At 68.3% G+C, this 23,026-nt stretch carries 17 protein-coding genes and 1 tRNA gene; 16 read left to right on the top strand and 2 right to left on the bottom strand.

Going from position 1 to position 23,026, the window contains the following annotated elements:
* Positions 1-11 precede the first annotated feature (11 nt).
* A complete protein-coding gene (locus IE245_RS17105) occupies positions 12-1,238 on the bottom strand; it encodes a pyridoxal phosphate-dependent aminotransferase (protein ID WP_189948298.1) in 1,227 nt (408 codons plus the stop codon).
* 203 nt (positions 1,239-1,441) lie between these two features.
* On the opposite strand from IE245_RS17105, the gene IE245_RS17100 reads away from it, so the two are divergent.
* The 15 genes from IE245_RS17100 to tuf all read left to right on the top strand — a co-directional run bounded on the left by IE245_RS17100 (position 1,442) and on the right by tuf (position 20,293).
* Positions 1,442-1,514, top strand: a tRNA-Trp gene (locus tag IE245_RS17100).
* Positions 1,515-1,618: 104 nt separating this feature from the next.
* Positions 1,619-1,900: a preprotein translocase subunit SecE gene (secE, locus tag IE245_RS17095; RefSeq protein ID WP_189948295.1), complete on the top strand. Its 282-nt coding sequence runs from the start codon at positions 1,619-1,621 to the stop codon at positions 1,898-1,900.
* Positions 1,901-1,944: 44 nt separating this feature from the next.
* The gene (gene nusG / locus IE245_RS17090) at positions 1,945-2,832 is read left to right on the top strand and encodes a transcription termination/antitermination protein NusG (RefSeq protein ID WP_189948293.1); all 888 of its coding nucleotides are present in this window, start codon (positions 1,945-1,947) and stop codon (positions 2,830-2,832) included.
* A gap of 159 nt (positions 2,833-2,991) precedes the next feature.
* The gene (gene rplK, locus IE245_RS17085) at positions 2,992-3,426 is read left to right on the top strand and encodes a 50S ribosomal protein L11 (protein WP_030494213.1); all 435 of its coding nucleotides are present in this window, start codon (positions 2,992-2,994) and stop codon (positions 3,424-3,426) included.
* An 82-nt stretch (positions 3,427-3,508) separates the two neighbouring features.
* Positions 3,509-4,237 (top strand): 50S ribosomal protein L1, encoded by a 729-nt coding sequence (gene rplA / locus IE245_RS17080; RefSeq protein WP_169088411.1) that lies wholly within the window; start codon positions 3,509-3,511, stop codon positions 4,235-4,237.
* Positions 4,238-4,399: 162 nt separating this feature from the next.
* The gene (locus IE245_RS17075) at positions 4,400-5,308 is read left to right on the top strand and encodes an SCO4651 family lipoprotein (protein ID WP_189948291.1); all 909 of its coding nucleotides are present in this window, start codon (positions 4,400-4,402) and stop codon (positions 5,306-5,308) included.
* A gap of 259 nt (positions 5,309-5,567) precedes the next feature.
* Positions 5,568-6,098, top strand: a complete 531-nt coding sequence (rplJ, locus tag IE245_RS17070) for a 50S ribosomal protein L10 (RefSeq protein WP_030494216.1) — start codon at positions 5,568-5,570, stop codon at positions 6,096-6,098.
* Between the two features lie 111 nt (positions 6,099-6,209).
* A complete protein-coding gene (gene rplL / locus IE245_RS17065) occupies positions 6,210-6,596 on the top strand; it encodes a 50S ribosomal protein L7/L12 (protein ID WP_031009366.1) in 387 nt (128 codons plus the stop codon).
* A gap of 546 nt (positions 6,597-7,142) precedes the next feature.
* Complete coding sequence (rpoB, locus tag IE245_RS17060; RefSeq protein WP_189948289.1) at positions 7,143-10,625, top strand: DNA-directed RNA polymerase subunit beta; 3,483 nt, start codon at positions 7,143-7,145, stop codon at positions 10,623-10,625.
* 98 nt (positions 10,626-10,723) lie between these two features.
* Positions 10,724-14,623: a DNA-directed RNA polymerase subunit beta' gene (locus IE245_RS17055; protein WP_189948288.1), complete on the top strand. Its 3,900-nt coding sequence runs from the start codon at positions 10,724-10,726 to the stop codon at positions 14,621-14,623.
* A gap of 163 nt (positions 14,624-14,786) precedes the next feature.
* Positions 14,787-15,617 (top strand): ATP-grasp domain-containing protein, encoded by an 831-nt coding sequence (locus IE245_RS17050; protein ID WP_189948287.1) that lies wholly within the window; start codon positions 14,787-14,789, stop codon positions 15,615-15,617.
* A gap of 313 nt (positions 15,618-15,930) precedes the next feature.
* The gene (rpsL, locus tag IE245_RS17045; protein WP_003948652.1) at positions 15,931-16,302 is read left to right on the top strand and encodes a 30S ribosomal protein S12; all 372 of its coding nucleotides are present in this window, start codon (positions 15,931-15,933) and stop codon (positions 16,300-16,302) included.
* A 2-nt stretch (positions 16,303-16,304) separates the two neighbouring features.
* A complete protein-coding gene (gene rpsG / locus IE245_RS17040) occupies positions 16,305-16,775 on the top strand; it encodes a 30S ribosomal protein S7 (protein ID WP_030494244.1) in 471 nt (156 codons plus the stop codon).
* Positions 16,776-16,814: 39 nt separating this feature from the next.
* Entirely contained in the window at positions 16,815-18,941 is a 2,127-nt protein-coding gene (gene fusA / locus IE245_RS17035) for an elongation factor G (RefSeq protein WP_189948286.1), read from the top strand.
* 158 nt (positions 18,942-19,099) lie between these two features.
* Positions 19,100-20,293: an elongation factor Tu gene (gene tuf / locus IE245_RS17030; RefSeq protein WP_031012088.1), complete on the top strand. Its 1,194-nt coding sequence runs from the start codon at positions 19,100-19,102 to the stop codon at positions 20,291-20,293.
* Between the two features lie 94 nt (positions 20,294-20,387).
* On the opposite strand, the gene IE245_RS17025 is transcribed toward tuf, so the two are convergent.
* Positions 20,388-22,472, bottom strand: coding sequence for a PIG-L family deacetylase (locus IE245_RS17025; RefSeq protein ID WP_189948284.1), 2,085 nt, complete (start codon positions 22,470-22,472; stop codon positions 20,388-20,390).
* 177 nt (positions 22,473-22,649) lie between these two features.
* On the opposite strand from IE245_RS17025, the gene IE245_RS17020 reads away from it, so the two are divergent.
* The coding region (locus tag IE245_RS17020; protein ID WP_373305340.1) for a Glu/Leu/Phe/Val dehydrogenase dimerization domain-containing protein at positions 22,650-23,026 on the top strand (377 nt) is incomplete at its 3' end.

Genomic DNA, 23,026 nt, shown 5'->3' with positions numbered 1-23,026 from the left:
GTACGGCCTGCTCAGTCGCGGGCCTCGGCCAGCAGCTTCTGCATGCGGGACACGCCCTCCACCAGGTCCTCGTCGCCGAGCGCGTACGACAGGCGCAGGTAGCCGGGGGTGCCGAAGGCCTCGCCCGGGACGACCGCGACCTCGGCCTCGTCCAGGATCAGCGCGGCCAGCTCGACGGAGGTCTGCGGGCGCTTGCCGCGGATCTCCTTGCCGAGGAGCCCCTTCACCGACGGGTACACGTAGAACGCGCCCTCCGGGGTCGGGCAGACGACGCCCTCGATCTCGTTGAGCATCCGCACGATGGTCTGGCGGCGGCGGTCGAAGGCCCGGCCCATCTCCTCGACGGCGTCCAGGTTCCCGGAGACGGCGGCGAGCGCGGCCACCTGGGCCACGTTGGAGACGTTGGAGGTGGCGTGCGACTGCAGGTTCGTCGCGGCCTTCACGACGTCCTTCGGGCCGATGATCCACCCCACGCGCCAGCCGGTCATCGCGTAGGTCTTCGCGACGCCGTTGACCACGATGCACTTGTCGCGCAGCTCCGGCAGGACCGCCGGCAGCGAGGCGGCGGTGGCGCCGCCGTACACCAGGTGCTCGTAGATCTCGTCGGTGAGGACCCACAGGCCGTGCTCGACGGCCCAGCGGCCGATCGCCTCGGTCTCGGCCTCGCTGTAGACGGCGCCGGTCGGGTTCGACGGGGAGACGAAGAGGACGACCTTCGTCTTCTCCGTGCGGGCCGCCTCCAGCTGCTCCACCGAGACGCGGTAGCCGGTGGTCTCGTCGGCGACGACCTCCACCGGGACGCCGCCGGCGAGGCGGATCGACTCCGGGTAGGTGGTCCAGTACGGCGCCGGGACGATGACCTCGTCGCCCGGGTCGAGGATCGCGGCGAAGGCCTCGTAGATCGCCTGCTTGCCGCCGTTGGTCACCAGGACCTGGGAGGCGTCCACCTCGTAGCCGGAGTCGCGGAGCGTCTTGGCGGCGATCGCGGTCTTCAGCTCGGGCAGGCCGCCGGCCGGCGTGTAGCGGTGGAACTTCGGGTTCTTGCAGGCCTCGACGGCCGCGTCGACGATGTAGTCCGGGGTCGGGAAGTCGGGCTCTCCGGCGCCGAAGCCGATCACCGGGCGCCCGGCGGCCTTGAGTGCCTTGGCCTTGGCGTCGACGGCGAGGGTGGCGGACTCGGAGATCGCACCGATCCGGGCGGAGACCCGACGCTCGGTGGGAGGGGTAGCAGCGCTCATGCGGCCATCGTCCCAGACCGTTTCCCGGCCCGGCACACAGGTTTCAGGGAGCGGACAGGAGCGGTCGATACCGGTCGCGGAGAGGCCCTCGGGCAGGTCGGCGCGGTTCCTGTTCGACGTGAGGCCCCAAGACCACGTACACTCACTCCTCGTTGGCCCGCAGCCACCCCGTCACACATGGGGTAGGTTGGGGGACACCGCAAAGGGTCGTAGCTCAATTGGTAGAGCACCGGTCTCCAAAACCGGCGGTTGGGGGTTCAAGTCCCTCCGGCCCTGCTACACACACCGCCAGGCTGTGTGCGCATGTACGTCTTCATTGCATTGTCGTGCGGCTCCACCCGGGCGCGGCACGGCCACGACCCGGAATCAGGTGAGAGATCGTGACGGACGCCGTTGGCTCCATCGACATGCCTGATGCCGAAGACGCCGAGTCGAAGAAGAAGGGCCGCAAGGGCGGCAAGCGCGGGAAGAAGGGCCCCCTGGGCCGTCTCGCCGTCTTCTACCGGCAGATCATCGCCGAGCTCCGCAAGGTCGTCTGGCCGACGCGTAGTCAGCTCACCTCGTACACCACGGTCGTCATCATCTTCGTGGTCGTGATGATCGGCCTGGTGACCGTGATTGACTTGGGCTTCCAGGAAGCAGTCAAGTACGTCTTCGGCTGACTTTTTGTTCCACCCCATCTGTATCGCAGGAAGAAGCAGCCACCGTGTCTGACGCGAACCTGAACGACGCCTTCGAGTCCGAGTCCGTCGAGGACGAGCTGGACATCGTCGAGGCCGCCGACGAGGACGAGGACCTGGACGAGGCTGCGGACGCCGCGGCGGGCGACGTCGAGGACGACGCGGACGACACCGAGGACGCCGAGGACGCGGACGAGGAGTCCGTCGACGAGGACGCCGACGACTCCGAGGCCGATGCGGCCGACGACGTCGAGGCCGAGGTCGAGACCGAGGAGGAGGCCGAGCCGGCCGCCCCCGTCGACCCCGTCGCCGCCCTCCGCGAGGAGCTGCGCACCCTGCCCGGCGAGTGGTACGTCATCCACACCTACGCGGGCTACGAGAAGCGCGTGAAGGCCAACCTGGAGCAGCGCGCCGTCTCGCTCAACGTCGAGGACTTCATCTACCAGGCCGAGGTGCCCGAGGAAGAGATCGTCCAGATCAAGGGCGGCGAGCGGAAGAACGTCAAGCAGAACAAGCTCCCCGGCTACGTCCTCGTCCGCATGGACCTGACGAACGAGTCCTGGGGCGTCGTCCGCAACACGCCCGGCGTCACCGGCTTCGTGGGCAACGCCTACGACCCGTACCCGCTGACCCTGGACGAGATCGTCAAGATGCTCGCCCCCGAGGCCGAGGAGAAGGCCGCCCGCGAGGCCGCCGAGGCCGAGGGCAAGCCGGCTCCGGCCCGCAAGCTGGAGGTCCAGGTCCTCGACTTCGAGGTCGGCGACTCGGTCACCGTCACCGACGGCCCCTTCGCCACCCTCCAGGCCACGATCAACGAGATCAACCCGGACTCGAAGAAGGTCAAGGGCCTCGTCGAGATCTTCGGTCGCGAGACCCCGGTCGAGCTCAGCTTCGACCAGATCCAGAAGAACTGACGACACAAGTTTCCGGACAGGTCAGAGGGGCTGCCACAGCCCCTCTGACCTGCTCGGTTTTTGGACGCACAGCCATACCCGTTATCGTTGTGCGGTATGCCTCCATCCGGATGACCGGACGGATCGGCTGAAAACTCTCACTAGGACCCGGAGAGAGCTATGCCTCCCAAGAAGAAGAAGGTCACGGGGCTTATCAAGCTCCAGATCAACGCCGGTGCGGCCAACCCGGCCCCGCCGGTCGGCCCCGCGCTCGGCCAGCACGGCGTCAACATCATGGAGTTCTGCAAGGCCTACAACGCCGCGACCGAGTCGCAGCGTGGCTGGGTGATCCCGGTGGAGATCACGGTCTACGAGGACCGTTCCTTCACCTTCATCACCAAGACCCCGCCGGCCGCGAAGATGATCCTCAAGGCCGCGGGCGTGGAGAAGGGCTCCGGCGAGCCGCACAAGACCAAGGTCGCCAAGATCACCGAGGCGCAGGTCCGCGAGATCGCCACCACCAAGATGCCCGACCTCAACGCGAACGACCTGGACGCCGCGTCGAAGATCATCGCCGGCACCGCCCGCTCCATGGGCATCACGGTCGAGGGCTGATCACCCCCCCTCGTGACCTCAGTGGTAGGGCCAAGCGCTGGCCCGCACCACGACTCCAAACCTGAACACACCAGGAGTAGAAGTGAAGCGCAGCAAGTCCCTCCGGGCTGCCGACGCCAAGATCGACCGGGAGAAGCTCTACGCCCCGCTCGAGGCCGTGCGTCTCGCCAAGGAGACCTCCACCACCAAGTTCGACGGCACCGTCGAGGTGGCCTTCCGTCTGGGCGTCGACCCGCGCAAGGCCGACCAGATGGTCCGTGGCACCGTGAACCTTCCGCACGGCACCGGCAAGACCGCCCGGGTCCTGGTCTTCGCGACCGGTGAGCGTGCCGAGGCCGCGGTCGCCGCGGGCGCCGACATCGTCGGCTCCGACGAGCTGATCGACGAGATCGCCAAGGGCCAGCGCCTGAACGAGTTCGACGCCGTGGTCGCCACCCCGGACCTCATGGGCAAGGTCGGCCGCCTCGGCCGCGTGCTCGGTCCGCGTGGTCTCATGCCGAACCCGAAGACCGGCACCGTGACCCCCGATGTCGCCAAGGCTGTCAACGACATCAAGGGCGGCAAGATCGAGTTCCGCGTCGACAAGCACTCGAACCTGCACTTCATCATCGGCAAGACGTCCTTCGACGACACGCAGCTGGTGGAGAACTACGGCGCGGCCCTGGAGGAGATCCTCCGCCTGAAGCCGTCCGCCGCCAAGGGCCGCTACATCAAGAAGGCCGCCATCAGCACCACGATGGGCCCCGGCATCCCGGTCGACGGCAACCGCACCCGCAACCTCCTCGTCGAGGAGGACCCGGCCGCGGTCTGAGCCCTTCCGGCTTAGGCGCAGTCCGTCCTGAAGCCGCCCCCCGTTCCTCTCCGGAGGAACGGGGGGCGGCTTTATTTGCGTCTCCTCCTGTCGTAGCCGTCGGATACGGTTCAAGAGAACGCAAAGACGATGATCACGAAGATCTAGGGGTGGGGAACACCTATGAGCAAGTCCACCTGGAAGCGCGCGGGCGTCGCGACCCTCTCCGCGGCGGCCCTCGTCGCGGGCCTGGCCGGCTGTGACGACGGCGACGCGAAGGCGGTCGGCAAGGCCCTCGGCGACCCGCTGCAGGCCCTGACGGCGGCGTACGAGAAGACCTCGGCCGCGAAGTCCGCCAAGATCCAGATGACCATGAGCATCGAGGGCGTCGGCGCCGAGTCCGGCACCATGGAGATGACCGGCGTCCAGGGCTGGGCCCCGGCGTCGATGGACATCACCATGAAGGGCTCCATGCTGAGCGCGGGCAACCCCGACGCGCCCGAGCAGATGCGCATGGTCATGCTCGACAACGTCATGTACATGGACATGGGCGAGAAGCAGGCCGCCGAGATGGACGGCAAGCGCTGGATGAAGCTGGACCTCAAGGCCGCGGCCGCGGAGTCCGGCGACAAGGCCCTCCAGAAGCAGATGACCGGCGGCCTGGACAACATGAACCAGGACCCGTCCCAGCAGCTCGCCCTGCTGCTCGACTCCCCGGACCTCAAGCACGTCGGTGCCGAGAAGGTCAACGGCATGGAGACCGAGCACTACAAGGGCACGCTCACCTTCGAGCAGATGCTGGCGGCGAACGAGTCCTCGAAGCTCCTCTCCAAGGAGGAGCACGACAAGCTCATCGAGAACGTGAAGAAGACCGGCCTCAAGGGCTACGAGACCGAGGTCTGGGTCAACAAGGACGGCTACCCGGCCCGTATGGACATCGGCATGGAGATGGCCGAGGGCAAGGTGCGGATCCGCGCCGACTACAGCGACTACGGCACCCAGAGCGCCGTCGAGGCCCCGCCGGCGAGCGAGACCGTCGACCTCTTCAAGATGCTCCAGGAGGCCGGCGCCGGCGAGGGCGCCCAGGGCTGATCCGCCCTGGATTTGCCCTTGGATCGGGACATCACGTACTCTTCCACAGAAGCCAAAGACCGCTGGTCGTTGCTGTGCCCTTACCGGGTGCGGTGGCCGAAGGATCCGTTGACGACGGACGACCCGCGCAGGTGACTGTGGAGAGTTCCCGGATGTTCCATCCGGTCGAGCTGAGCCCCGTGCGCCTGCGCCCGGGGCGTTTTCGTTTGTTCAGCCCCTTCTGAGCGGTCCTCATCACCCGGAAGGAGGCGAACGCACTATGCCGACGCCCAACAAGGCTGCATCGGTGGCCGAGCTCACGGACCAGTTCCGCAGCTCCAACGCCGCCGTGCTGACCGAGTACCGGGGTCTCACCGTGGCGCAGCTCAAGACGCTGCGTCGCTCGCTCGGTGAGAACGCCCAGTACGCCGTGGTGAAGAACACGCTGACCAAGATTGCGGCCAACGAGGCCGGGATCACCGCACTGGACGAGCACTTCGCTGGTCCGACCGCGGTCGCCTTCGTCACCGGTGACCCGGTGGAGTCGGCGAAGGCCCTGCGTGACTTCGCCAAGGAGAACCCGAACCTCATCATCAAGGCCGGTGTCCTTGACGGTAAGGCTCTCTCCGCCGACGACATCAAGAAGCTTGCGGACCTCGAGTCCCGCGAGGTTCTGCTCAGCAAGCTGGCCGGCGCCTTCAAGGGCAAGCAGTCTCAGGCTGCTCAGCTCTTCCAGGCTCTGCCGTCGAAGCTCGTCCGCACCGTGGACGCGCTCCGTGCCAAGCAGGCCGAGCAGGGCGGTGCCGAGTAATTCGGCTCGCGCATTGATCCGCGCCGCGTAGTGCGCGGGTCGTAGCGGGCCGTTACGCCCGCCTCTATAGACACATCGGCACCTGCCGAATTAGTGGAAGGATCGCCCATCATGGCGAAGCTCTCTCAGGACGACCTCCTCGCCCAGTTCGAGGAGATGACCCTCATCGAGCTCTCCGAGTTCGTGAAGGCCTTCGAGGAGAAGTTCGACGTCACCGCCGCCGCGGCCGTCGCCGTTGCCGCCCCCGCCGCCGGTGGTGGCGACGCTGCCGGTGCCGCCGAGGAGCAGGACGAGTTCGACGTCATCCTCGAGGGTGCCGGCGACAAGAAGATCCAGGTCATCAAGGTCGTGCGCGAGCTCACCTCCCTGGGCCTCAAGGAGGCCAAGGACCTCGTCGACGGCACCCCGAAGCCGGTCCTCGAGAAGGTCGCGAAGGACGCCGCCGAGAAGGCCGCCGAGGCCCTCAAGGGTGCCGGCGCCACCGTCACGGTCAAGTAAGGCCGTTTCGGCTCGCTGAGCTGACTCTCGCCCCCGTGTAACGCGGAGGCACCGAAAGGCGATCATCCATCTGGGTGGTCGCCTTTCGGCGTTCCCGGGACCCGCGTGGCGGGGGTCCTCAGGGCCGCTGGAAGCGGAGTATGGTGATCTTCGCCGTGCGCCGCTCGCGGGCGGGGGCCTTGACGAACGGCACGCCGCGCGCAATTCTCAGGACGCGTCGTCACAACGATCCGATTCCGAGGCATGGATCGACGACCGAACGGGCAGTATCGAGGTGCGCCGCACGGCGCGAGTACCGCGGAGTTGAGAGCAACGAGGGTCGCGAGGAAGTCGCCCTGGACATCAGTGGGCCAAGTGGCTACACTGTCCCTTTGCGCTGCCTGTTAGCTGCCTCCTGCCCGTCACCAGGGGCATACCTTCGCATCAGCTTCGTGGACCGACCCCGTCTGACCTGGCCTTTTAGCCACTTCAGGAAACGTCTGCCGTGAAGCGTTGCTGGGGACCGGTACGCGCGTAGTGAGTCCGAGCCCTCGGAAGGACCCCCTCTTGGCCGCCTCGCGCAACGCCTCGAACAACATGAACAACGCCGCCAGCACCGCCCCGCTGCGCATCTCCTTCGCAAAGATCAAGGAGCCCCTCGAGGTTCCGAACCTCCTCGCGCTGCAGACCGAGAGCTTTGACTGGCTGCTCGGCAACGCCGCCTGGAAGGCTCGCGTCGAGGCCGCCCTCGAGTCGGGACAGGACGTCCCCACGAAGTCCGGTCTGGAGGAGATCTTCGAGGAGATCTCCCCGATCGAGGACTTCTCCGGGTCGATGTCGCTGACCTTCCGCGACCACCGCTTCGAGCCGCCGAAGAACTCGATCGACGAGTGCAAGGACCGTGACTTCACGTACGGCGCCCCGCTCTTCGTCACCGCCGAGTTCACCAACAACGAGACCGGCGAGATCAAGTCCCAGACGGTCTTCATGGGCGACTTCCCGCTCATGACGAACAAGGGCACCTTCGTCATCAACGGCACCGAGCGTGTCGTCGTCTCGCAGCTCGTCCGCTCGCCGGGCGTCTACTTCGACTCCTCCATCGACAAGACGTCCGACAAGGACATCTTCTCCGCCAAGATCATCCCGTCCCGGGGCGCCTGGCTGGAGATGGAGATCGACAAGCGCGACCTCGTCGGCGTCCGCATCGACCGCAAGCGCAAGCAGTCGGTCACCGTCCTCCTGAAGGCCCTCGGCTGGACCACCGAGCAGATCCTCCAGGAGTTCGGCGAGTACGAGTCCATGCGCGCCACCCTGGAGAAGGACCACACCCAGGGCCAGGACGACGCGCTGCTCGACATCTACCGCAAGCTCCGTCCGGGCGAGCCGCCGACCCGCGAGGCCGCGCAGACGCTGCTCGAGAACCTGTACTTCAACCCCAAGCGCTACGACCTGGCCAAGGTCGGCCGCTACAAGGTCAACAAGAAGCTGGGCGCCGACGCTCCGCTGGACGCCGGGATCCTGACCGTCGAGGACATCATCGCGACGATCAAGTACCTGGTGAAGCTGCACGCCGGCGAGACCGAGACCGTCGGTGACAGCGGCGCGTCGATCGTCGTCGAGACCGACGACATCGACCACTTCGGCAACCGCCGTCTGCGCAACGTCGGCGAGCTCATCCAGAACCAGGTCCGCACGGGTCTGGCTCGTATGGAGCGCGTCGTGCGCGAGCGCATGACCACCCAGGACGTCGAGGCGATCACGCCGCAGACCCTGATCAACATCCGGCCGGTCGTCGCCTCCATCAAGGAGTTCTTCGGCACCAGCCAGCTGTCCCAGTTCATGGACCAGAACAACCCGCTCTCGGGTCTGACGCACAAGCGTCGTCTGTCCGCGCTGGGCCCCGGTGGTCTCTCCCGCGAGCGGGCCGGCTTCGAGGTCCGAGACGTGCACCCGTCCCACTACGGACGCATGTGCCCGATCGAGACCCCCGAAGGCCCGAACATCGGTCTGATCGGTTCGCTCGCCTCGTACGGCCGCGTCAACGCGTTCGGCTTCATCGAGACGCCGTACCGCAAGGTCGTCGACGGCCAGGTCACCGACGAGGTCGACTACGTCACCGCCGACGAGGAGGACCGGTTCGTCATCGCGCAGGCCAACGCCGCGCTCGACGACGACCTGCGCTTCACCGAGAACCGCGTCCTGGTCCGCAAGCGTGGCGGCGAGGTCGACTACGTCGAGCCGTCGGACGTGGACTACATGGACGTCTCGCCGCGCCAGATGGTGTCGGTCGCGACCGCCATGATCCCCTTCCTCGAGCACGACGACGCCAACCGTGCCCTCATGGGCGCGAACATGATGCGCCAGGCCGTCCCGCTCATCAAGGCGGAGGCCCCGCTCGTCGGCACCGGCATGGAGTACCGCTGCGCCACCGACGCCGGCGACGTCCTCAAGGCCGAGAAGTCCGGCGTCGTCCAGGAGCTGTCGGCCGACTACATCACGGTCGCCAACGACGACGGCACGTACAACACGTACCGCCTGCACAAGTTCTCCCGGTCGAACCAGGGCACCTCCGTCAACCAGAAGGTCGTCGTCGCCGAGGGCGACCACGTCATCGAGGGCCAGGTCCTCGCCGACGGTCCCGCCACCGAAGACGGCGAGATGGCGCTCGGCAAGAACCTCCTCGTGGCGTTCATGCCGTGGGAGGGCCACAACTACGAGGACGCGATCATCCTGTCGCAGCGCCTCGTGCAGGACGACGTCCTCTCCTCGATCCACATCGAGGAGCACGAGGTCGACGCCCGTGACACCAAGCTCGGCCCCGAGGAGATCACCCGGGACATCCCGAACGTCTCCGAGGAGGTCCTCGCCGACCTCGACGAGCGCGGCATCATCCGCATCGGTGCCGAGGTCGTCGCCGGCGACATCCTGGTCGGCAAGGTCACGCCCAAGGGCGAGACCGAGCTCACCCCGGAGGAGCGCCTGCTCCGCGCGATCTTCGGCGAGAAGGCCCGCGAGGTCCGTGACACCTCCCTGAAGGTCCCGCACGGCGAGACCGGCAAGATCATCGGTGTCCGCGTCTTCGACCGCGAGGAGGGGGACGAGCTTCCCCCGGGCGTGAACCAGCTGGTCCGCGTCTACGTCGCCCAGAAGCGCAAGATCACCGACGGTGACAAGCTCGCCGGCCGCCACGGCAACAAGGGTGTCATCTCCAAGATCCTCCCGATCGAGGACATGCCCTTCCTGGAGGACGGCACCCCGGTCGACATCATCCTCAACCCGCTGGGCGTCCCGTCCCGAATGAACCCGGGACAGGTCCTGGAGATCCACCTCGGCTGGCTCGCCAGCCGCGGCTGGGACGTCTCCGGCCTCGCGGACGAGTGGGCGCAGCGCCTCCAGGCCATCGGCGCCGACCAGGTCGCCCCCGGCACCAACGTCGCGACCCCGGTCTTCGACGGTGCCCGTGAGGACGAGCTCGCCGGTCTGCTCCAGCACACCATCCCGAACCGCGACGGCGAGCGCATGGTGCTCCCGACCGGTAAGGCGCGCCTGTTCGACGGCCGCTCCGGCGAGCCGTTCCCGGACCCGATCTCGGTCGGGTACATGTACATCCTCAAGCTGCACCACCTGGTCGACGACAAGCTGCACGCGCGTTCGACCGGCCCGTACTCGATGATCACCCAGCAGCCGCTGGGTGGTAAGGCCCAGTTCGGTGGCCAGCGCTTCGGTGAGATGGAGGTGTGGGCGCTGGAGGCTTACGGCGCCGCGTACGCCCTCCAGGAGCTGCTGACGATCAAGTCCGACGACGTGACCGGCCGCGTGAAGGTCTACGAGGCCATCGTCAAGGGCGAGAACATCCCTGAGCCCGGCATCCCCGAGTCCTTCAAGGTGCTCATCAAGGAGATGCAGTCCCTGTGCCTCAACGTGGAGGTGCTGTCCTCGGACGGCATGTCCATCGAGATGCGCGACACCGACGAGGACGTCTTCCGCGCAGCGGAGGAGCTCGGCATCGACCTGTCCCGGCGCGAGCCGAGCAGCGTCGAAGAGGTCTGACGGGAGTCCGGCGGACCTTGAGTGATCAAGGTCCGCCGGCCCCAGGACCCCCGTATCAGACCCCACAGCCTTACAACCCTGAGAGGGATTGACGCATAGTGCTCGACGTCAACTTCTTCGACGAGCTCCGGATCGGTCTGGCCACCGCTGACGACATCCGTCAGTGGAGCCACGGCGAGGTCAAGAAGCCGGAGACCATCAACTACCGCACCCTGAAGCCCGAGAAGGACGGACTCTTCTGCGAGAAGATCTTCGGTCCGACCCGGGACTGGGAGTGCTACTGCGGCAAGTACAAGCGTGTCCGCTTCAAGGGCATCATCTGTGAGCGGTGTGGCGTCGAGGTCACCCGCGCCAAGGTGCGCCGTGAGCGGATGGGCCACATCGAGCTGGCCGCTCCCGTCACCCACATCTGGTACTTCAAGGGCGTCCCGTCGCGCCTCGGGTACCTGCTCGACCTCGCCCCGAAGGACCTGGAGAAGGTCATCTACTTCGCGGCGTACATGATCACCTTCGTCGACGAGGAGCGCCGCACGCGCGACCTGCCGTCGCTGGAGGCCCACGTCTCCGTCGAGCGCCAGCAGATCGAGCAGCGCCGCGACTCCGACCTGGAGAACCGCGCCAAGAAGCTCGAGTCCGACCTGGCCGAGCTGGAGGCCGAGGGCGCCAAGGCCGACGTGCGCCGCAAGGTGCGCGAGGGTGCCGAGCGCGAGATGAAGCAGCTGCGCGACCGCGCGCAGCGCGAGATCGACCGTCTGGACGAGGTCTGGTCCCGCTTCAAGAACCTCAAGGTCCAGGACCTGGAGGGCGACGAGCTCCTCTACCGCGAGCTGCGTGACCGCTTCGGCACGTACTTCGACGGCTCGATGGGTGCCGCGGCGCTGCAGAAGCGCCTGGAGTCCTTCGACCTGGAGGAGGAGGCGGAGAAGCTCCGCGAGATCATCCGCACCGGCAAGGGCCAGAAGAAGACCCGTGCGCTCAAGCGCCTCAAGGTCGTCTCCGCGTTCCTGCAGACCGCGAACAGCCCCAAGGGCATGGTTCTCGACTGCGTGCCGGTCATCCCGCCGGACCTCCGTCCGATGGTGCAGCTGGACGGTGGCCGCTTCGCGACCTCCGACCTGAACGACCTGTACCGCCGTGTGATCAACCGCAACAACCGTCTGAAGCGTCTGCTCGACCTCGGTGCCCCCGAGATCATCGTGAACAACGAGAAGCGGATGCTCCAGGAGGCGGTCGACGCCCTCTTCGACAACGGCCGTCGCGGTCGCCCGGTGACGGGCCCCGGCAACCGTCCGCTGAAGTCCCTCAGCGACATGCTGAAGGGCAAGCAGGGTCGTTTCCGTCAGAACCTGCTCGGCAAGCGTGTCGACTACTCGGCGCGTTCCGTCATCGTCGTCGGCCCGCAGCTCAAGCTGCACCAGTGCGGTCTGCCGAAGGCCATGGCCCTGGAGCTCTTCAAGCCGTTCGTGATGAAGCGCCTGGTGGACCTGAACCACGCGCAGAACATCAAGTCGGCCAAGCGGATGGTCGAGCGCGGCCGCACGGTCGTGTACGACGTCCTCGAAGAGGTCATCGCCGAGCACCCGGTCCTGCTGAACCGTGCGCCCACGCTGCACCGCCTCGGCATCCAGGCCTTCGAGCCGCAGCTGGTCGAGGGCAAGGCCATCCAGATCCACCCGCTCGTCTGCACCGCGTTCAACGCGGACTTCGACGGTGACCAGATGGCCGTGCACCTGCCGCTCTCCGCGGAGGCGCAGGCCGAGGCCCGCATCCTGATGCTGTCCTCGAACAACATCCTCAAGCCCGCCGACGGCCGCCCGGTGACGATGCCGACCCAGGACATGGTCCTCGGTCTGTTCTTCCTCACCACCGACGGCGAGCTGCGTGACGTCAAGGGCGAGGGCCGCGCGTTCGGCTCCACGGCCGAGGCGATCATGGCGTTCGACGCCGGCGAGCTGTCGCTGCAGTCGCAGATCGACATCCGCTTCCCGATCGGCACCGTTCCGCCGCGCGGCTGGGTCCCCCCGGTCGCGGAGGAGGGCGAGCCGGAGTGGCAGACGGGTGACTCGTTCCGTCTGAAGACGACGCTGGGCCGCGCGCTCTTCAACGAGCTGCTGCCCGAGGACTACCCGTTCGTCGACTACTCGGTGGGCAAGAAGCAGCTCTCCGAGATCGTCAACGACCTGGCGGAGCGCTACCCCAAGGTCATCGTGGCGGCGACGCTCGACAACCTGAAGGCGGCCGGCTTCCACTGGGCGACCCGTTCGGGCGTCACCGTGGCCATCTCCGACGTCGTCGTGCCCGAGGCCAAGAAGGCCATCGTCAAGGGCTACGAGGAGCAGGACGAGAAGGTCCAGAAGCAGTACGAGCGCGGTCTCATCACCAAGGAAGAGCGCACTCAGGAGCTCATCGCGATCTGGACCAAGGCGACCAACGAGGTCGCCGAGGCGATGAACGCGAACTTCCCCAAGACGAACCCCATCTTCATGATGGTTGACTCGGGTGCCCGAGGAAACATGATGCAGATGCGGCAGATCGCCGGTATGCGTGGTCTGGTGTCGAACGCCAAGAACGAGACCATCCCGCGTCCGATCAAGGCGTCCTTCCGCGAGGGCCTGTCCGTCCTCGAGTACTTCATCTCGACGCACGGTGCCCGTAAGGGTCTGGCCGACACCGCCCTGCGTACCGCCGACTCGGGTTACCTGACCCGTCGTCTGGTGGACGTCTCGCAGGACGTCATCATCCGCGAGGAGGACTGTGGCACCGAGCGCGGTCTGAAGCTGCGGATCGCGGCCAAGGACGAGGCCGGTGTCCTGCGGAAGACGGACGACGTCGAGACCTCCGTGTACGCGCGGATGCTCGCCGAGGACGTCGTCGTGGACGGCAAGGTCATCGCGCCGGCCAACGTCGACCTGGGTGACGTGCTCATCGACGCCCTGGTCAACGCGGGCGTCGAGGAGGTCAAGACCCGCTCGGTCCTGACCTGTGAGTCCGCCGTCGGCACCTGTGCCTTCTGCTACGGCCGCTCGCTGGCCACCGGCAAGCTGGTCGACATCGGTGAGGCGGTCGGCATCATCGCCGCCCAGTCCATCGGTGAGCCCGGTACCCAGCTGACGATGCGTACCTTCCACACCGGTGGTGTGGCCGGTGACGACATCACCCAGGGTCTGCCGCGTGTCGTCGAGCTCTTCGAGGCGCGTCAGCCGAAGGGTGTCGCCCCGATCTCCGAGGCGGCCGGTCGCGTCCGCATCGAGGAGACCGAGAAGACCAAGAAGATCGTCGTCACCCCGGACGACGGCACCGACGAGACGGCCTACCCGATCTCGAAGCGTGCCCGTCTGCTCGTGGGCGAGGGCGACCACGTCGAGGTGGGCCAGAAGCTCACCGTGGGTGCCACCAACCCGCACGACGTGCTCCGGATCCTCGGTCAGCGCGCGGTCCAGGTCCACCTGGTCGGCGAAGTCCAGAAGGTCTACAACTCGCAGGGCGTGTCGATCCACGACAAGCACATCGAGATCATCATCCGGCAGATGCTCCGCCGCGTGACGATCATCGAGTCCGGCGACGCGGAGCTCCTCCCGGGCGAGCTGGTCGAGCGCTCGAAGTTCGAGCAGGAGAACCGTCGTGTGGTCACCGAGGGCGGTCACCCCGCCTCCGGCCGTCCGCAGCTGATGGGTATCACCAAGGCCTCGCTGGCCACGGAGTCCTGGCTGTCGGCCGCCTCCTTCCAGGAGACGACCCGAGTCCTGACGGACGCGGCGATCAACGCCAAGTCCGACAGCCTCATCGGCCTCAAGGAGAACGTGATCATCGGTAAGCTCATCCCGGCCGGTACGGGCCTGTCCCGCTACCGCAACATCCGGGTCGAGCCGACCGAGGAGGCCAAGGCGGCGATGTACTCGTCCGTCGGCTACGACGACCTCGACTACTCGCCGTTCGGCACCGGCTCCGGCCAGGCCGTTCCGCTGGAGGACTACGACTACGGTCCGTACAACCAGTAAGCGAGTCGCTTGACCGAAGGGCGGCCACCCCGTGCGCGGGGTGGCCGCCCTTCGGGCTTCCGGCGCCCAGGGCGCCCGGGGCCCGGGCCCGGCGCCCTGGGCCCGGCTTCCGTGGCACCGGCCCCCGGTAGGTTGGCCCTTCCAGACCCCCGAGGAGCCGCCCGTGCCCGCCCCCCGCCCCCGCCTGCTCTACGTCACCGACCTCGCCTACCCGGCCCGCGGACGCCGTTACTGCGACGAGGACATCGACCTCACCGCCCGGCTCCGAGCCTCCTTCGACCTGGCGCTCTGCCACCCGCGTGACGCCGCCGCCCTCATGGGGGCCTTCGACGCCGTCGTCGTCCGCAACAGCGGCCCGGTCCTCCACCACCAGGAGGCGTACGACCACTTCCGGGAGCGCGCCACCGCCCTCGGCACCCGCGTCTACAACCCGCTCCACGGGCGCGGAGACATGGCCGGCAAGCAGTACCTCGTCGACCTCACCGCGGCCGGGTACCCGGTCATCCCCACGGTCGACCGCGCCGAGGACCTGAAGCGCCTCCCCGAGGCCGGGGAGTACGCGGTCAAGCCGAAGGCCGGCGCCGATTCGATAGGTCTGCGCTTCCTGCCGTACGAGGAGCTGTCCGGCCTCACGGTGGACGGCGACCTCCTGGTCCAGCCGCGGATCGACTTCGCGTACGAGGTCTCCTTCGTCTTCGTCGACGACGTCTTCCAGTACGCGCTGTACGCCCCCGATCCCGAGCGCCGCTGGGTCCTGGAGCCGTACGAGCCCACCGGGGCGGACCTCGCCTTCGCCCGCCGTTTCGTCGAGTGGAACACCCTCGACCACGGCGTCCAGCGCGTCGACGCCTGCCGTACCCGGGCGGGGGAGCTGCTCCTGGTCGAGTTGGAGGACCTCAATCCGTACCTCTCGCTCGACCGGGTCGGCGAGCCCGTCCGCGTCCGCTTCACCGAGTCCCTGACCCGCTCGCTTCGTGGCTTCCTGGCGGCCTGACGAGCTTGGTTGACAGTGGGGCGGAAATGTGCCTCATGAGGGGCGGGGTAAGATCCAACCGGCGTCCGGACCGGCGGCATGGGCTTTTCTTTTGACCGCAGTCCGTGCGATAGGTACGCTCATGCCTTGTGCCTGGGGTGTGCCTGGGCTCCTGTGCGTGTCCACAACCGCACGGTGAGTCCGAGAACGGCCACCGTGATCCGCGCCTCTCCGCGCTCTGCGGAAGGTCCACCGGGTCCGACACGCCCGACCGCGTGGGTCGGTGAATGTTCCAGGTTAGTAGTACTTACGGCACACAGAAACCGGAGAAGTAGTGCCTACGATCCAGCAGCTGGTCCGGAAGGGCCGGCAGGACAAGGTCGAGAAGAACAAGACGCCCGCTCTCGAGGGTTCGCCCCAGCGCCGTGGCGTCTGCACGCGTGTGTTCACGACCACCCCGAAGAAGCCGAACTCGGCCCTCCGTAAGGTCGCGCGTGTGCGTCTGACCAGCGGCATCGAGGTCACGGCCTACATCCCGGGTGAGGGACACAACCTGCAGGAGCACTCCATCGTGCTCGTGCGCGGCGGCCGTGTGAAGGACCTGCCTGGTGTTCGTTACAAGATCATCCGCGGCTCCCTCGACACCCAGGGTGTCAAGAACCGCAAGCAGGCCCGCAGCCGCTACGGCGCCAAGAAGGAGAAGTAAGAATGCCTCGTAAGGGCCCCGCCCCGAAGCGCCCGGTCATCATCGACCCGGTCTACGGTTCTCCTCTTGTCACGTCGCTGATCAACAAGATCCTGCTCGACGGCAAGCGCTCCACCGCTGAGCGCATCGTCTACGGCGCCATGGAGGGCCTGCGCGAGAAGACCGGTGCTGACCCGGTCGTCACGCTGAAGCGCGCCCTCGAGAACGTCAAGCCGGCTCTCGAGGTCAAGTCCCGCCGTGTCGGTGGCGCCACCTACCAGGTGCCGATCGAGGTCAAGCCCGGTCGTGCCTCCACCCTCGCGCTGCGCTGGCTCGTCGGCTACTCCCGCGCCCGCCGCGAGAAGACCATGACCGAGCGCCTCATGAACGAGCTCCTGGACGCCTCGAACGGCCTGGGTGCTTCGGTCAAGAAGCGCGAGGACACGCACAAGATGGCCGAGTCCAACAAGGCCTTCGCGCACTACCGCTGGTAGTCGCAACCCCCATCGAGACCGAGAGAAGACTGAAGCCTTATGGCTACCACTTCGCTTGACCTGGCCAAGGTGCGCAACATCGGCATCATGGCCCACATCGACGCGGGCAAGACGACCACCACCGAGCGGATCCTGTTCTACACCGGCGTTTCGTACAAGATCGGTGAGGTCCACGACGGCGCTGCCACGATGGACTGGATGGAGCAGGAGCAGGAGCGTGGCATCACGATCACGTCCGCTGCCACCACCTGCCACTGGCCGCTCGAGAACGTCGACCACACGATCAACATCATCGACACGCCGGGCCACGTCGACTTCACCGTCGAGGTGGAGCGTTCGCTGCGCGTGCTCGACGGTGCTGTCACCGTGTTCGACGGCGTGGCCGGCGTCGAGCCCCAGTCCGAGACCGTCTGGCGTCAGGCGGACCGCTACGGCGTTCCGCGCATCTGCTTCGTCAACAAGCTCGACCGCACGGGTGCCGACTTCTTCCGCTGCGTCGAGATGATCGTGGGCCGCCTCGGCGCCACCCCGATCGTCATGCAGCTCCCGATCGGTGCCGAGGCCGACTTCCAGGGCGTCATCGACCTCGTGAAGATGAAGGCCCTCGTCTGGTCCGCCGAGGCGACCAAGGGCGAGATGTACGACGTCGTCGACATCCCGGCCGACAAGCAGGAGCTCGCCGACGAGTGGCGCGCCAAGCTCGTCGAGGCCGTCGCCGAGAACGACGAGGAGCTCATGGAGCTCTTCCTCGAGGGCGAGGAGCCCACCGAGGAGCAGCTCTACACCGCGATCCGTCGCATCACCATCGCCTCCGGCAAGGGCGGCGACACCACGGTCACCCCGGTGTTCTGTGGCACCGCGTTCAAGAACAAGGGCGTCCAGCCCCTGCTCGACGCCGTCGTCCGCTACCTGCCGTCGCCCCTCGACGTCGAGGCCATCGAGGGCCAGGACGTCAAGGACGCCGAGGTCGTCGTCAAGCGCAAGCCGTCCGACGACGAGCCGCTGGCCGCCCTCGCGTTCAAGATCGCGAGCGACCCGCACCTGGGCAAGCTCACCTTCGTCCGGATCTACTCCGGTCGCCTGGAGGCCGGCACCGCGGTGCTGAACTCCGTCAAGGGCAAGAAGGAGCGCATCGGCAAGATCTACCGCATGCACGCGAACAAGCGTGAGGAGATCGACTCGGTGGGCGCCGGCGACATCGTCGCCGTCATGGGCCTGAAGCAGACCACCACCGGTGAGACGCTGTGCGACGAGAAGAACCCGGTCATCCTGGAGTCCATGGACTTCCCGGCGCCGGTCATCCAGGTCGCGATCGAGCCCAAGTCCAAGGGTGACCAGGAGAAGCTGGGTGTCGCCATCCAGCGTCTCGCGGAGGAGGACCCCTCCTTCCAGGTGCACTCGGACGAGGAGACCGGCCAGACCATCATCGGTGGCATGGGCGAGCTCCACCTCGACATCCTCGTCGACCGCATGCGTCGCGAGTTCAAGGTCGAGGCCAACGTCGGCAAGCCGCAGGTCGCGTACCGCGAGACGATCCGCAAGGCCGTCGAGCGCGTGGACTACACCCACAAGAAGCAGACCGGTGGTACCGGTCAGTTCGCCAAGGTGCAGATCGCGATCGAGCCCATCGAGGGCGGCGAGGCGTCGTACGAGTTCGTGAACAAGGTCACCGGTGGCCGCATCCCGAAGGAGTACATCCCTTCGGTCGACGCGGGTGCGCAGGAGGCCATGCAGTTCGGCATCCTGGCCGGCTACGAGATGACGGGCGTCCGCGTCATTCTTCTCGACGGTGCCTACCACGAGGTCGACTCCTCCGAGCTCGCGTTCAAGATCGCCGGTTCGCAGGCCTTCAAGGAGGCCGCGCGCAAGGCTTCTCCCGTGCTCCTTGAGCCGATGATGGCCGTCGAGGTCACCACGCCCGAGGACTACATGGGTGAGGTCATCGGCGACATCAACTCCCGCCGTGGCCAGATCCAGGCCATGGAGGAGCGGGCCGGTGCCCGCGTCGTGAAGGGCCTCGTGCCCCTCTCGGAGATGTTCGGCTACGTCGGCGACCTGCGCAGCAAGACGTCCGGCCGTGCCAGCTACTCCATGCAGTTCGACTCCTACGCCGAGGTTCCGCGGAACGTCGCCGAGGAGATCATCGCGAAGGCCAAGGGCGAGTAACGCACCGCGTTCAACGCACCGCGTCCACACGCTTTAGGCTTGTCACCGACCGATGGGGGGCCGTCCCGACAGGGACACCCCCTGTCGGCCGGCACCCCAGCAAAGATCACCTGGCGCCGATGAAGCAAGGCGTTCAGAACCACTCCAGGAGGACCCCAGTGGCGAAGGCGAAGTTCGAGCGGACTAAGCCGCACGTCAACATCGGCACCATCGGTCACATCGACCACGGTAAGACGACCCTCACGGCCGCCATTACCAAGGTGCTGCACGACGCGTACCCGGACCTGAACGAGGCCTCGGCCTTCGACCAGATCGACAAGGCTCCCGAGGAGCGCCAGCGCGGTATCACGATCTCGATCGCGCACGTCGAGTACCAGACCGAGTCGCGTCACTACGCCCACGTCGACTGCCCCGGTCACGCGGACTACATCAAGAACATGATCACGGGTGCCGCGCAGATGGACGGCGCCATCCTCGTGGTCGCCGCCACCGACGGCCCGATGCCGCAGACCAAGGAGCACGTGCTCCTGGCCCGCCAGGTCGGCGTTCCGTACATCGTCGTCGCCCTGAACAAGGCCGACATGGTGGACGACGAGGAGATCCTGGAGCTCGTCGAGCTCGAGGTCCGTGAGCTCCTCTCCGAGTACGAGTTCCCGGGCGACGACCTGCCGGTCGTCCGCGTCTCGGCGCTCAAGGCGCTCGAGGGCGACAAGGAGTGGGGCGAGAAGCTCCTCGGCCTCATGAAGGCCGTGGACGAGTCCATCCCGCAGCCCGAGCGTGACGTCGACAAGCCGTTCCTGATGCCGATCGAGGACGTCTTCACGATCACCGGTCGTGGCACCGTCGTCACCGGCCGCATCGAGCGTGGTGTCCTCAAGGTCAACGAGACCGTCGACATCATCGGCATCAAGACCGAGAAGACCACCACCACGGTCACCGGCATCGAGATGTTCCGCAAGCTCCTCGACGAGGGCCAGGCCGGTGAGAACGTCGGTCTGCTCCTCCGTGGCATCAAGCGCGAGGACGTCGAGCGCGGCCAGGTCATCATCAAGCCGGGCTCGGTCACGCCGCACACCTCCTTCGAGGCCCAGGCGTACATCCTGTCGAAGGACGAGGGTGGCCGTCACACCCCGTTCTTCAACAACTACCGCCCGCAGTTCTACTTCCGTACCACGGACGTGACCGGCGTCGTGACCCTCCCCGAGGGCACCGAGATGGTCATGCCGGGCGACAACACCTCCATGTCCGTCGAGCTGATCCAGCCCGTCGCCATGGAGGAGGGCCTCAAGTTCGCCATCCGTGAGGGTGGCCGGACCGTCGGCGCCGGCCAGGTCGTCAAGATCAACGCCTGATCTTGAACTGACCTGGTAGCTCGTACGAGCTGCTAGCAGTGGGGAAGGCCCCGCACCGCGAGGTGCGGGGCCTTCTCGCGTTCCCGGCCGACTCCTACGGCCGCCAGGACCAGGGCCGGCCGTCCGGGCCGAGTCCCACCACCGTCACCCCGCCGGCGCCCACGTGCAGCGCGGCCGCCACCGCCGGCGGCCCCTCCGTCCGGGTGCGCAGCCGTCCGCCGTACCGGACGCACGCCCTGCCCTCCCCGTCCGTGCCGAGCAGCACCGTGCCGAGCGCCGCCGAGCGCGCCGCCGCCACCGCCCCGTGGCCGTCCAGCCCCGCGTCGCCGCCGTCCGGGCCGGTCAGCCGCGCCGAGGCCGGCGCCCGGAACCAGAGCCCGCCGCCCGCGCTCGCCACCGTCGAACCCGACAGCGGCAGCGCGCCCGGCGCCTCCCGGCCGTCCACCCAGTGGCGTACGGACTCCCGCCCCGCCGCGTACACATGGGTCCGGCCCGCCGCGTCCGCCGAGACGCCGAGACCGTCCTGCACCACCGCGTCCCCCGGCAGCGCCCGCCACGGCCCCCAGCCGCCGTCCGGCTCGCGGACCCGCTCGGCGACGCCCCGCGCCGCGTTCCGCAGGTACAGCCGGACCCGGCCGTCCGGGGCCGCCACCGCCACCGGCACGCCGAGCCGGCGGCTGCGGTCCGCCCCCGCGTCCGGGGCGCCGAGGCCGCGCCACGCGAGGAACGGGCCGCCGGGGGAGCGCTGCTCCAGGAGGACCACCTCCCGCCGGTTCGGCCCGCCGCGGCCCTCCAGGGCCGCGAACCGCACCCCGAGGAGCAGCACCCGCCCGTCCGGCAGCACCGCGGAACCGAGCCCCGGCGCCAGCGGGCCGCCGCCCAGGTCCTCGGGACCGTCCCACACCCCCGGCGCGGCCTCCCGCCACCGCACCGCCCGCAGCCCCAGCACCCCGTACGCGACGAGCCGGCCGTCCGGCTCCGGGGCGAGCGCGAGGCCGGGACCCGGCCAGCGGCGGTGGGTGGAGCGGACCCAGCCCTTGCGGTTGGTCAGCGGCCGGTCGCCGCCGACGCCGTAGTCGCCGCATCCCGAGGGGTTCCCGCACGCCCAGGACGGATCGCCGCCGTACGGCACCAGCCGGGCCGCCTTCTCCGCCAGCACGTCCGGCGGCAGGTTCTTCGGCCAGTGGCGGTTGTAGTAGCCGCGGAAGGCGGCCGCCGCGAAGAGCGGGACCGGCGCCCCGGCCCGTATCTCCTCCGCCACCCAGCGCACCAGGGCCGACCAGGCGAAACAGGCCGCCGCCGTGTGGTCCCCGTGGTCGGAGTGGCCCGGCTGCTCGGAGTCCCGCCGACGGACCGCCTCGGGGCTCGGCTGGACGTCCGGGTCCGGGTCGAGGGTGTGCACCACGGTGGGCCGGTAGCGGCGCAGCAGCCCGGTCAGCGCCGCGACCAGGCCCTCGTGGTCGTACGACCCCGGGCGCGCGACCGGCGAGCCCGCCGAGCGGTGCGCGGACAGCTCCAGGCCCCGGTCCTCCCACAGCGCCGGCAGCGCCATGTACCGGCGCGGGGTGTGCATCGGCAGGTCGAGGTGGACCAGCTCGACCCGGCGCCCGCCGTGCGCGAGCACCGCCCGTTCGGCCGTCCGGCCGCCGCCCAGGGCCAGCGCCTCGCGCCGCCACGGGGTGAAGAGCGGCAGGCCGATGGCCCGGGCGTAGCTCTGCCGCAGGCCCTGGCGGCGGGCGGAGGAGTACGCGGCCCGGTCCGGCGGGGTCCTCGGCATGCCCTTGATCCGGTTGACGCCGGTGTGCTCGCCGGCCGTCACGTAGACGGAGACCAGCGGCACCCCGGCGTCGAGGAGCCGCTGCGCGTCCGGGTTCATGAAGTACAGGTCGTCGTCCGGGTGCGCCACGATCTGGAGCAGCAGCGCGCGGCGCGGCTCCCCGCCGGCGAAGGGCTTTCCCGGCGCCGGGTCCGCGGCCGGGGAGGCCCGGCTCGGGGCGGGTACGGAGCAGCCCGCGGTGACCGCCGCCGTCACGGCGGCGGTCAGGAGCGTGCGGCGGGACGGTCGGTGCACGGCGGAAGGCCCTTTCCCCCGAGGTCGGTCCCTGGCTAGACGGCCGGAGCGGGGCCGGGGTTGCCCGCCGCCGCGGGCGCCTCCCGGGGGACCGCCGCCGTCTCGCATCCCGGACGGTCCCGAATGCTTACTGGTGCGTGCATTCACCTGGATGTAACACTGCGCCCGGCGGCGGTCCCACAGGTGCGGGGGCGCGCGAGGACGCCGCCCGTCAACGCTCGGCAACGGCGCCGAGCTCCGCACCGCTTCCCTGGCGCGCACCGCCGTGCCAGAAGGGGGTACTCCGTGCCGTCCCGTCCCACCGCCGAGACCACCGCCGGCAGCGCCCGCTCCGCGCTCGACGCCCTGCGCGCCGAGATCGAGCACCGCAACCCGGCGCAGCCCGAGTTCCACCAGGCCGTCCACGAGGTCCTCGACAGCCTCGCGCCGGTGCTCGCCGCCCGCCCCGAGTACGCCGAGCCCGGGCTCCTGGAGCGGCTCGTCGAGCCCGAGCGGCAGATCCTCTTCCGGGTCCCGTGGCAGGACGACCGGGGCCGCGTGCGGGTGAACCGCGGCTTCCGCGTCGAGTTCAACAGCGCCCTCGGTCCCTACAAGGGCGGGCTGCGCTTCCACCCGTCGGTGAACCTCGGCATCGTCAAGTTCCTCGGCTTCGAGCAGATCTT

The organism is Streptomyces roseolus (assembly GCF_014649855.1).
In the GTDB taxonomy this organism is placed as follows: Bacteria; Actinomycetota; Actinomycetes; order Streptomycetales; family Streptomycetaceae; genus Streptomyces; species Streptomyces roseolus.
Note: the sequence above shows the minus strand (reverse complement) of the source record. Positions and strands in the feature narration are given on the sequence as shown.